This is a genomic window from Cytobacillus sp. BC1816 (assembly GCF_051353635.1).
Classification (GTDB): Bacteria; Bacillota; Bacilli; order Bacillales; family Cytobacillaceae; genus Cytobacillus; species Cytobacillus oceanisediminis_C.
Genome location: NZ_CP195611.1, coordinates 4,783,175 through 4,795,471 on the forward strand (window position 1 = coordinate 4,783,175; position 12,297 = coordinate 4,795,471).

A 12,297-nucleotide genomic window follows, 5' to 3' on the forward strand; every position below is an offset into this window, starting at 1 on the left:
CATTACTTTTCATTTATTTCCTTCAAATAAGCTGACAGCTTGTCTTTCAGGTCTGAACGCTTTAAAGCAAAGTCAATGGAGGCCTGCAAAAATCCAAACTTGTCACCCACATCATAGCGGTTCCCCTGAATGATATAGGAATAAATAGATTCCTTTTCCAGCAGGCTGTCAATAGCATCTGTAAGCTGAATTTCACCCTTCTTATCCGGACCGACTTCTTCAAGCATATCAAAAATGGCAGGTGTTAAAATATAACGGCCAACAATGGCTTGAGTCGATGGTGCCTCTTCAATTGACGGCTTTTCAACAAGACTTTCAACTTTAAAGAGGTCGCCTTTATTTTCCGAGTAATTCACAATACCGTATTTATTAACTTCTGAACGCGGTACTTCATTACAGCCCAAAATACTTGACTGCACTTTTTCGTATTGATCAATCATCTGTTTTAAAGCCGGCTGATCACTATCTACTATATCATCGCCCAAAAGCACGGCAAATGGCTCGCTGCCGATAAATTTCTTGGCGCATAACACGGCATGGCCAAGTCCTAGGGGCTCTTTTTGGCGGACATAATGAATATCGACCAAATTTGAAATGTTCTCAACAACTTCAAGCATTTCATGTTTGCCGGTTCTTTCAAGTAGCATCTCAAGCTCTACTGATTTGTCAAAATGGTCTTCAATGGCTCTCTTACTTCGGCCAGTCACAATGATAATATCTTCAATTCCTGATTCAACTGCTTCCTCGATAATGTATTGTATAGTTGGTTTGTCAACGATCGGAAGCATTTCCTTCGGCTGTGCCTTCGTTGCAGGCAAAAACCTTGTTCCAAGTCCTGCTGCTGGAATGACAGCTTTTTTAATCATGATTTCATCCCCTTTTTCAAGGTTTGCTCGTACAGATTGACCATGCCGTTTGCATTATCTGTCCAATTATAATGAGCTTTTACATGTTCAATGCCGGCAAGGCCCATTTCTTTACTCTCTTCTTTATGATCTGCAAGGTATAGCATGGCTTTAGCTAATTCGTCCGGATTTTCTTTAGGAACAACAAAACCTGTTTTTCCTTCAAGCACGACTTCAGGCAGTCCGCCCACATTTGAGACAACAGCCGGAACACCGCAAGCCATTGATTCAACAGCCGCCACTCCAAAGCTTTCGCTGTCTTCGGTAGATGGAACGCCAAACACGTCCATCCTATTGATATATTCTGGCACCTGATCATTTGGCACTCTACCAGTGAATGTTGTCACATGGTCAATCTTCAGATCCCTTGCCAGTTGTTCATATTCGCTACGTTGAGGTCCGTCCCCTACAATTAGCAATTCAGAGTTGCTTTTCTCTTGGTGTATTTTAGCAAAGGCTTTAATTAAATCTCCGATTCCATATTTATCTGAGAGTGCTTTTACAGTTCCAAAGGTGATTTTACCATCACTTTTGAACTCTGGCATTGGCCTGAATTTGCTCATATCTACACCAAAAGGTGTTACAAATACCTGTTTATTTGTATACTTGTTTGTTTCTTTTGCCATTATATGACTTGTTGAACAGATAACATTCGCTTTGGAAAGGGTGTATTCCACAATTTTACGGTTTGTGTTTCCCTGCAGAGGAAATTGGAAAATGTCCCTCCCCCAGACAGACACATAAAATGGCAGGTAATTTGCAAGCGCACCAACAAAACCATAACTTGAAATATAATGCGCATGCAGAATATCCGGCTGGTAGCTTTTTAATATTTTTTTAAGAGCGAAAACACTCGAAATATACGACAATTTCCCGGGTAATAGCTTAGGAAGACTAATAGTGTCGATTTCTTTGGCATTTTCCTCAGAGTAGTGGTCGGAAAAGGTTGCAACCTTTACATCAATGCCATTATTTTTATAAAATAGGGCCCATTTATGTGTATGGATTGATCTGCTTGGAGCTAATATTAAAACCTTCATAGTTCCTCCTTTAACAAGGCACTCTTGACTTTCTTCACTCTAGCCTTCCAGGAATGTTCTTCGACGAAGGACTGCTGAATGTTATACCGGAACTTCTCCGTATCTACGGCCATAGATTGGATCGCTTTTGACATATCCTTTGCATTGTCTGCACAGATAAGCCCGTAACCGTCTTTTTCAATAATTTCTTTTTGCGCCTTACAGTAAGTGGCAATCACAGGAAGCTCGTTAGACAGATACTCAACGAGTTTAACAGGCACGGAAAAATCATTATAAGTGCTTCTATACCTCGGTATAAATGCATAGTCCATCTCTTTGTACAACTCATTCAATGGCTCTCCACTTAAGTGCTTTACTTGAACATCCAGCTCAGCAAACTTGTTTTTTTTCTTATCCGGAAGGTTTGCAAATTCTTCTTCCCTGCAAACAACCGTCAAATCACAAATTCTCTTTTGGCTGTTAGCTATTTCCAAGGCATCAAGCAGCAGAAACAGCCCATAATCCTCATTGTTAATGCCGCCTACATAAATTCCTTGGGACCGTCCGTCACTTCTGACCTTTTTAGCGATGCTTTTGGCTTTGCCTCCTGGAGGCAGCGCAATTTTTCTTTTCGCAATGTCCACATATTCGCCCATCGCATCACTTGGAAGAAAAATTACATCACAATATTTTTCGTAAAACTTTTCTTCCTTCCTGTATATAGCTTGCATAATGGTCTTTTTTAGACCTTTTAGTGAGTAGAGTTCATCAAATTTCCAATAAACATCCCGATAAAATACTCCTATGGGCACACTTTTTCCTTTAAGATAACGGAGCACTTTACGATCCACAAAAGGCCGTTTTGGCTTATGTCCAGGATCTGTAAGCCATAGCGGGATTGTCTGGTTCTCCATATAGCAAAACCACAGATTTTCCAACTTGCCGGATGATACTAACTCATTAAACTGCTGTTCCCGCTGTTCAGACGTCCCGGAAATCACAATAATGTTAACATCATTCTCCATTCCCCAGGCATGAAATGCATTTTTCATTTCGAGGGGACGGAGTTTGGACCCGCTATTGGGGTTTTCTGATAAAGCAAAAGGGTAATAAACCAAAACTGATTTCATGCTAATACTCCTTTTTTCAATGCAATAACTGCCTGCTTTGCCCAAAATTGAAAGAGCATCTTTATAATCAAGCAGTTTAGGCTTTTAGACCATCCTCGAGTACTTCAACGATTTTGATTGCTGCTTCACCGTTTCCGAATAATTGCTTGTACTCAGGCTTTACCTCTTTATTAATGGCATCAGTCATTTTTGCCTGGTCGGTTCCTACCAGGATATTGGCTTCTCCCTCAAGAGTTTCAACCCATTCCGTTTGTTCCCTTACTGTAACACAAGGAACTTCCATAAAATATGCTTCCTTTTGAACGCCGCCTGAGTCTGTAACAATCTTGCGTGCATTTGCTTCAAGCGTTAACATATCCAGATATCCTACAGGATCAATTATTTTCAAATTAGGAATTTCCTCTACGTTTAGACCGTAATCAGCAAGCTTATGCTTTGTACGCGGATGAATTGGCCAAACCTTTGTCTCCTCCGTACTCGAAAAAGCCTGAAGAATACTTTTCATTTTTTCCGGATCATCGGTATTTTCTGCACGATGAATCGTAATCAGTAAGTACTCTCCCTTTTTCAGCTGAGCTTTTTCAAGAATTTGCGATTTCTCCTTGGCAAGCTCCCGATTATATAATACGGCATCATACATAACGTCCCCAATGTTGATGACGTTCCTTGTAATATTCTCGTTCTTAAGGTTTTCAACAGCTGTATCAGTCGGGCAGAACAGGAATTCAGAAATATGATCCGTCAAGATTCGGTTCACTTCTTCAGGCATAAGCTTGTTAAAGCTTCTTAGTCCTGCTTCAATATGAATGACAGGAATATGCAGCTTAGCGGCAACCAGTGAACCTGCAAGTGTTGAATTGGTATCCCCGTATACCAGCACATAATCAGGCTTCTCATTTAGAACAATCTCTTCAATTTTAGCCATCATTTCGCCAGTCTGCTTCCCATGATTTCCGGAACCAACCGCTAAGTGGTAATCAGGCTTTGGGATATTTAACTCCTCAAAGAAAATATCCGACATATTGGCATCATAATGCTGTCCTGTATGTACAATAATTTCCTGATGATTTTGCCTTAGAGCTCTTGAAACAGGAGCAGCCTTAATAAATTGAGGGCGAGCGCCTAAAACTGTTACGATTTTCATTAACAGAAACCTCCAAATTATTCTATGTTAGAAATTGTTTTCGACAATTATAAAAGCGTAAAGGAGCGATACCGCTCCCATACGTTTTATCTTATCAGTAATTATAATAATTCTCTTTCATCAACCATTCTAAGGAACTTTGCAGGAATGCCTTTAACTACTGTTTTCTCTTCTGTATCTTTAGTAACAAGTGCCCCAGCAGCTACAAAAGTTTCTTCCGCAACTGTAATACCCGGGAGAATGATGGAGGCGCCGCCAACCCTTGCCCCTCGTTTGACGGTTGCTCCCTTGATTTTATCGAATCTTTCTTCCGTTCTTCCCATAAAGTTATCATTTGTAGTAGTAACACAAGGAGCAATAAATACTTGTTCTTCGAGAGTTGTATAGGCTGTAATATAAGAATTGGATTGGATCTTAGTTCTGCTGCCAATCTTCACATAGTTTTCAACTGTGACACCACGGCCGACAATTACATAATCACCAATCTCTACGTTTTCCCTTACACTGGCAAGGTCGGCAATAAGGGTATTGGAGCCAATGGACGCACCGCGGTAGATTACACAATTAGCGCCAATAGTAACGTCTTCTCCAACCTCAAGTGCTGGAATGGAGTCAGACAGCTTAACGGTACTTGTTTTAGCCGGCTTTGGCGTTTTTCCTACAACTGCACCATCAGCAATCGTTGTGTTATCCCCAATAACCGTATCCTCATGAATAGTAACGCGATTCCCGATTACAACGTTCTGTCCAATCTTCACGCCTTTTTCAATGACACTAAAATATCCCACTTTTGCTGAAGAATCTACTGTTGCGGAAGGATCGATAAAGTTCATGTTGAGCTCTCCCTTGTATAACAATTATAGTTTGTCGTATTTATTTGGCTTTGCTACATCTTTCATTGCGTTACGTGTATCAAAGATGGATTTGCTTTCTCTTGCAATCATTTCATAATCAAAATCAGAGTGGTCTGTCGTAACAAGCACCAGATCAGAGTCGTTTAACAGTTCTTTCGTTAATTCCACTGTTTCAATTCGTGTATTACAAGATTTGAATGATTTCACATAAGGATCTACAACTTTGTAATCGGCCCCCTGAGCATCCAGTAATTCAATGATCTTAAGGACAGGAGATTCACGTACATCATCAATATCTTTTTTGTAGGCTACACCTAGTAAAGTTACTTTGGAACCCCTTAAAGCTTTTCCATCTTCATTTAGAAGGTGCATAGCACGGTTAACTACAAATTCGGGCATTGAATTGTTAATTTCCCCGGCTAATTCGATGAGTCTTGTATGATAATTATATTCTCTTGCTTTCCATGTTAAGTAGAAAGGATCGATTGGAATACAGTGGCCGCCAAGACCTGGTCCTGGATAGAATGCCATGAAGCCATAAGGCTTTGTCTTCGCTGCATCAATTACTTCCCATACATCAATCCCCATTCTGTCACACAGAATAGCCATTTCGTTCGCAAGGGCGATATTAATATGGCGGAACGTATTTTCAAAAATTTTCTCCATTTCCGCAATAGCTGGGCTCGATACTTCAAAAACGTCTCCTTCAAGAACATTACGGTATAGTGCAGCAGCTACTTCCGTACAGTTTGCTGTAATACCACCGACAACTTTTGGCGTATTCTTTGTCTTGAATTGTTTGTTGCCTGGATCTACACGTTCAGGAGAGTATGCAACAAATACGGTTTCACCTGTTTTAAGTCCTTTTTCTTCCAGGGCAGGCTTAACGATTTCTTCCGTAGTACCTGGATAAGTTGTTGATTCAAGAACAACCAGCATGCCTTCATGAGCATATTTGGCAATTTCTTTAGCAGATGATTCCACATATGAAGTGTCCGGCTGCTGATAAATATCCAGCGGTGTTGGAACACAAATAGCAACAGCATCAACTTCCTGGATGCGCTTATAATCTGTAGTGGCTTCCAGCTTTCCGCCTTTTACCATATCCTTCAGGTCTTCATCCACAACATCACCAATATAGTTGATCCCCATGTTTACTTCTTCTACTCTAGCTGCCTGTACGTCGAATCCAATAACTTTAAATCCGGCTTTTGCTTTTTCAACAGCTAGAGGCAATCCTACATAACCTAACCCTACTACTCCAATGACTGCTTCTTTATTATTAATTTTCTCTAATAATGTTTTATGGTGGCTCATTTTCTTCTACTCCTTTATTGGATAAAGACTTTTTTTCCAGTTTCTGCGGATTCCAAAATGGATAAAATCAGTTTAACGGGAGCAATCCCATCTTCACCAGTAACAATAGGCTCACGATCTTCTTTAACGGCATGTACCATATCCTCTATAATGCATTGATGACCTGGAGTGCCAAATGGATCTTTACTTACTTCATCCTTAAGAGAAGCTGCCTCTTCCTCTGATATTCCTTCAATATCCCATGTTTCAATGTAATTTGCTGTTCGGCCGCTGATTTTCACCGAAGCAGTTTCGCCGAAAACAGAGATGGACTCTTCAAGGTTTTTAGGGTAGATCGTCGTTGCTGCTTCAATTACACCTAAAGCCCCGTTCTTAAATTGGACGACAGCAGCTGCCACATCTTCTGTTTCTATCTTTCGCAGACGAGTCGCTGCCATTGCCTGGACGGATTCAACCGGACCCATAAGCCAGAGCATTAAATCCAGGTCATGGATAGCCTGATTCATTAAGACACCGCCATCAAACTCTTTTGTTCCGCGCCAGTCAGCCTGATCATAGTATGCTTGGCCACGGTTCCATCTAACAGTTGCATTTGCATGGCTCAGCTTGCCGAATGAACCTTTTTCAAGCTCTGCTTTCAGCTTCTGAACAGCAGGTCGGAAACGGTTTGGATGAACAACCGCAAGCTTTATGTTATTTTCCTGTGCCACTTTAATCATCTCTACCGAATCCTCAAGTTTTAATGACATCGGCTTTTCCACAATAATATGGCGCTTATGGCCCGCAACCACTTTAGTCAATCTTGCGTGCAATCCAGAAGGAACGCATATATTCACTACGTGGATGTCTTTGTTTTCAGAAAGCATTTCATCTAAGTCAGTATATTTTTTAACTCCCGGTAAATCAAGCTCTAACCTATCAGGATTCGTATCACAAATAGCATAGAGATTAGCGCCCTCCACCTTTTGAATAGACTCTATATGCTTATTGGCTATATGCCCCATCCCTACTATTGCAAAATTTATCATGCTTCTATCTCCTTCCAACAGCCTTTAATATCTATCTCAAACGAAAGCAAGTAAAGAAAACGCCCCCTTATTTGTCGGCGACGTCTCCTAAAAAATTATTTTCCAAAGAATTCGGCTATTTTCGCCACAACGTATGTTTGCTGTTCTAATTTTAGTTCAGGGAACATAGGCAGTGATAATGCTTCTTTAGCCGCCTTCTCCGTTACTGGGAAATCCCCTTCTTTGTATCCAAGCTCCTTGAATACAGGCTGAACATGAAGAGGAAGCGGATAATATATCATTGTAGCTACTCCCTGTTCTTTCAGATATTCCTGCAGCTCATCGCGCTTTTCTACTCTAATTGTATACTGATGGAAAACGTGATAGTTCCCTTCTTTTTCCACCGGTGTGACAACTTGGTCGCCCAGTGCTTCTTTAAGAAGCTTAGTGTAATTGTCTGCCTTTTCGCGTCTTAGTTCACTCCAGCGATCCAAATGCGGGAATTTAACATTTAAAACAGCAGCTTGCAGCTCATCCAGACGGCTATTATAGCCAAGAACATGATGATAATACTTAGGCTTGCTTCCATGCACACGAATAACACGGCTCTGTTCAGCAACCTCATCATCATTTGTTACAACCATTCCACCGTCTCCATAGGCACCCAGATTTTTAGTTGGGAAGAAGCTATAAGTAGCAGCAGTTCCAAGTTCACCAACTGTCTTTCCATTATGTTTCGCGCCTATCGCCTGAGCAGCATCTTCAACAACGGCAAGATTATGTTTCTTCGCGATTTCAGCGATCTTTTCCATATCTGCCATTTGCCCGTATAAATGCACAGGAATAATTGCTTTTGTTTTTTCTGTGATCGCTTCTTCAATCTTGTCCGGATCAATATTAAATGTAACAGGGTCAATATCTACGTAGACCGGAGTAGCACCTGCTCTTGCAATGGCTCCGCCTGTTGCAAAGAATGTGAAAGGAGTAGTGATTACTTCATCGCCTTCACTAACACCTAAAGCCTGTAATGCAATATGTATGGCATCGCTTCCGTTGCCGCAGCCAATTCCATGGGCAACATTACTGTATTTAGCAACATCTTGTTCCAGCTTTTTTACATTATCACCCAATATAAAACGTGACGAGCTCATAACCTCATCAAGAACTTCTAAAACTTCACTTCTTAAAGACTGATATTGTTCACTAAGGTCAAGCATAGGAACTTTCATTGTAATACCTCCGAAAATGTAAAATATCAACATGTTTAAAACATGTTTAGTTTATCACAAATCATAAAATTTATATGATTTATTTATGTCGAAAAAAGTATAAATAACAAATCAACTGGCATAATTAGGATTATCCTCTAGTTTTATCAATAAAGTGAAAAAAATGCATAATGTATCTAAAAGAGGTTAATACTTATGGTGATAATATTTCTTAAAAAAACCGTTTGTCACTTTCCAGCTAACAAACGGTTTGATTGATATAAATTTTATTTATTCCCGGTTCTGCCCAGTGGACGGTTACCCATTATTTTTTTATATAAATTAATAATAGGCCTGTACCGATCATGAACCAAACCAATAAGCTCTGCAATTACTTCTGTTACAACAAGCAGTCCAAATATTATAAAGATGGTGCCCCAGAGTGTCGATTCCGACACCAATACTGCACTTATGCTGAATAAAATACCAAAGGCGTATATTGCTAGGACTGTATTTCTGTGCGAAAGCCCTAATGCTAACAGCCTGTGGTGCAGATGGGACTTATCCGGAGAAGATATCGGCCTGTTATTAACCAGTCTGCGCAAAATGGCAAAGGTGGTATCAAAAACAGGTACACCAAGGATAATAATCGGCACTAAAAAGCTGAAAAGGGTAACGCTCTTATACAATCCGAGCAGCGATAAAATCGAGATGGAATATCCCAGAAAAAGGGCTCCGGTATCACCCATAAATATCTTGGCAGGATAAAAGTTGTAATACAGGAATCCTAAAATACTTCCAAGCAAAATTGCTGACAAAGTGAAAATCAGCATGGTTCCTGACAGTGCCGCCATAATAGCAATTGTTGCAATGCCAATTGCAGAAATCCCGGCGGATAAACCATCCAAACCATCTATCAGATTTATGGCATTTGTAATAGCGACAATCCAAAAAATAGTAATCGGGTAACTCCACCAACCAAGATTGAAATCGCCAATATATGGGATGGTTAATAAATCTATTGTCAAACCGCTTGCCACTATTAAAGAAGCAACGATGATTTGACCAGCAAATTTGATTTTGGCTGACAATTCGTATTTATCGTCAAGAATGCCGATAATTACGATTAAAATAGCACCGACACTTATCGCAGTAACTTTTTGATTATAGACTCCGCCTGCAAAGTAGCCGGCAATAACCCCAATAAAAATAGCTAGACCACCTAAACGAGGCATGAGCTTTTGGTGAACTTTTCTGTGGTTTGGCTTATCTACAGCACCAATTTTTATTGCGAATCTTTGTACAAAAGGCGTGGCAATCAGAACAGTAACTAAGGATACTAAAAAAGCTATACCAGCTTGAATATACATGTGTCATCACCTTTATTGGAGGTTTGTTTTAGTTTTACTCACTAACCCTAATCGTATCATATTTCTTTAAATCCGCAATCATTTTTTTATTGCCATGGATAAAAGTGAATATATTGCAAATAATAGAGTTAAAAGTAAAATTCCCTTGATTGTACTTCTTAAACTCCCCACACATTGTTCGACGAACCTTATCGAAAAAAGTTTCAACTATTCAAGATTTCCTCAAAATTATTCTGAACTCTTGTCCCATTTTAGTAAATAAATAAGGACAAGTCCATTGCATACATATTAAAAACAATTAAAACCTCTTTGTTTTCTTTACATTTTAATTACCGCAATCTGAATATTCATTATTATTAACTGATCCTATTTGTAAAGATATTGTTAATTTCCCTTTAATTTACTGTGTTATTTTGTTAATATTTGATTACAAATTCTACTAAACTAGTAATTAAAGGGTGTGAATTATGAAATACCAATCAAATAAATCATTTTGGTTTTTACCTGCTATATTAATAGGAATAATAACAGTCTTATGGTTTTTAAAAACCCTCTATTTTATAGATGAGCTGGAATTGAGCCCGCATAAAAAGTTCATCTTGTTCTCTTCGACCGGATTCAGCATGGTTATAGCTGCTGTTTTTTTTGCCAAGAAATCCTTATTAGGGAGTATCTCAGCATTTTTCATTTACTTTCTTATGTCTTTCCTTCTATATGCAGATGTTGTATACGAAAGATATTACGACGCAATCCTTCATATCGAACTTGCAGGCCAGGCAAATCAGCTTGGAGAAATCGCAGATTCGGTTGTCTCATTAATGTATAAAAGCGATTTGCTTTACTGGGCAGACCTTCCCGTTCTTGCTGTCTGCTTCTATTTTATTTACAAAAAGAACTTGTCTTTAGACAGCCGCTTAAAACATTCTGCTGCAGCGGGGGGAGTCGGTATGGCCGTGCTTTTAACGGCGGCATTTCTTCCACTTCAGCCAACACACACTGATCAATATAAAGTATCTTTAACAGGGATTATCCCTGCCCATCTTTATGATGTGGCCCAAAGTTATCGTGAGAAAGCACTGGCGGATGAGTATGCACAGCGGCAAAAAGAACAGCTGGGGAAACTCAAGAAAAAGTTTGAAGATAAATTTGAGACACCGGCAGAGTCTGCAATCTTTGGCAAGTATAAAGGCAAGAACCTTATAATGGTTCAGGCTGAATCCCTTAACACCTTCCCAATCGGCATGAATATTAACGGTCAGAAAATTACTCCGAACATTGATTCATTGATAGAGTCCAGCAGCTATTACCCGAACACTTACCTTCAAATTGGAAGGGGCAATACTTCAGATGCAGAGTTTATTGCCAATAATTCAATGTACCCGATAGCTGCAAAGGGAGTTTATCAGACATATCCCGAAAACAAATATCTGTCACTGCCTGTCGCCCTTAATAAAATGGGATATTCGGCTAGTGCCACGCACGGAAATAGCGCGGACTTCTGGAATAGACAGGAAGCATACCGCGAACAGGGATATGATCAGTTTTATCATATCAATCATCCTGAGATTGACCGCAGTAATATAATCGGGATGGGAATCTCAGATGAGAGCATATTTAATCAAATGGCAGAACTTTATAAAGAAATGGAAAAACCATTTTATAACTTTATTGTTACGCTGTCAGTCCATAGACCTTTTGAATTGCCAATCGAACAGCAATACCTCGATTTACCGGCTGAGTTCAAAGATACCCCTACAGGAAATTACCTTCAAAGTGTTCATTATTTTGACAGGGCCTTAGGCAGTTTCATTGATGAACTTAAAGAAGAAAATCTTTGGGAAGAGACCATATTTGTCATGTACGGTGACCATTACGGACTAATCCCTAAAAATGAAGCTGAAATAAAAAAGCTTCTTGGTGTTACGTTTGATGAGAAGGAACGATTCAGGATTCCCCTTATCATTCATCATCCAGGTCAGATAACCAGCCAGGTTAATACAATTACTGCAAGCCAAATGGATATTTATCCAACTATCTCTACTCTTTTGGGAATTGAAGGCCCTCTCGTTCAGTTTGGTGAATCTCTGGACTTGAAGAAAGAAGGTTTTGCAGGATTTGCATACGAAACAACCAGATTCACTTATTTTACAGATGAATATGATTACATTGCATCCCATGATGGCAAATTTGAATCGGGGACTTGCATGAATAACAGAACTGGGAAAAAAGCTGACATAGAGTCTTGCAGGAGGGTGTATAATAAACTCACTAATGACATTCAGGACTCTAAGTTCTTGCTGGAGAATAATCTAATAAGAAAAGTATTTGAAATGAAGTAAGGCG

At 39.6% G+C, this 12,297-nt stretch carries 10 protein-coding genes; 1 reads left to right on the plus strand and 9 read right to left on the minus strand.

Annotated features, from left to right (window positions below):
- Positions 1–2: 2 nt before the first annotated feature.
- The 9 genes from galU to ACR42H_RS24330 all read right to left on the minus strand — a co-directional run bounded on the left by galU (position 3) and on the right by ACR42H_RS24330 (position 9,954).
- Entirely contained in the window at positions 3–866 is an 864-nt protein-coding gene (gene galU, locus ACR42H_RS24290; protein ID WP_436373700.1) for a UTP--glucose-1-phosphate uridylyltransferase GalU, read from the minus strand.
- Entirely contained in the window at positions 863–1,945 is a 1,083-nt protein-coding gene (locus tag ACR42H_RS24295) for a glycosyltransferase (protein ID WP_436373702.1), read from the minus strand. Before ACR42H_RS24295 ends, galU begins: the two co-directional genes overlap by 4 nt.
- On the minus strand, positions 1,942–3,054 hold the full coding sequence (locus tag ACR42H_RS24300) for a glycosyltransferase (protein ID WP_436373703.1): 1,113 nt from the start codon (positions 3,052–3,054) through the stop codon (positions 1,942–1,944). Before ACR42H_RS24300 ends, ACR42H_RS24295 begins: the two co-directional genes overlap by 4 nt.
- A gap of 76 nt (positions 3,055–3,130) precedes the next feature.
- Positions 3,131–4,198 (minus strand): non-hydrolyzing UDP-N-acetylglucosamine 2-epimerase, encoded by a 1,068-nt coding sequence (gene wecB / locus ACR42H_RS24305; protein ID WP_436373705.1) that lies wholly within the window; start codon positions 4,196–4,198, stop codon positions 3,131–3,133.
- Between the two features lie 101 nt (positions 4,199–4,299).
- On the minus strand, positions 4,300–5,031 hold the full coding sequence (locus ACR42H_RS24310) for a DapH/DapD/GlmU-related protein (RefSeq protein ID WP_436373707.1): 732 nt from the start codon (positions 5,029–5,031) through the stop codon (positions 4,300–4,302).
- 24 nt (positions 5,032–5,055) lie between these two features.
- Positions 5,056–6,369 (minus strand): nucleotide sugar dehydrogenase, encoded by a 1,314-nt coding sequence (locus tag ACR42H_RS24315; protein ID WP_436373709.1) that lies wholly within the window; start codon positions 6,367–6,369, stop codon positions 5,056–5,058.
- A gap of 14 nt (positions 6,370–6,383) precedes the next feature.
- On the minus strand, positions 6,384–7,397 hold the full coding sequence (locus ACR42H_RS24320) for a Gfo/Idh/MocA family protein (protein ID WP_436373711.1): 1,014 nt from the start codon (positions 7,395–7,397) through the stop codon (positions 6,384–6,386).
- Between the two features lie 95 nt (positions 7,398–7,492).
- Positions 7,493–8,605, minus strand: coding sequence for a DegT/DnrJ/EryC1/StrS family aminotransferase (locus ACR42H_RS24325; protein WP_436373713.1), 1,113 nt, complete (start codon positions 8,603–8,605; stop codon positions 7,493–7,495).
- A gap of 266 nt (positions 8,606–8,871) precedes the next feature.
- Complete coding sequence (locus tag ACR42H_RS24330) at positions 8,872–9,954, minus strand: glycosyltransferase family 4 protein (protein ID WP_436373715.1); 1,083 nt, start codon at positions 9,952–9,954, stop codon at positions 8,872–8,874.
- 698 nt (positions 9,955–10,652) lie between these two features.
- Between ACR42H_RS24330 and ACR42H_RS24335 the strand changes: the two genes are divergently transcribed.
- Complete coding sequence (locus ACR42H_RS24335) at positions 10,653–12,293, plus strand: LTA synthase family protein (RefSeq protein ID WP_436373717.1); 1,641 nt, start codon at positions 10,653–10,655, stop codon at positions 12,291–12,293.
- Positions 12,294–12,297: the final 4 nt, after the last annotated feature.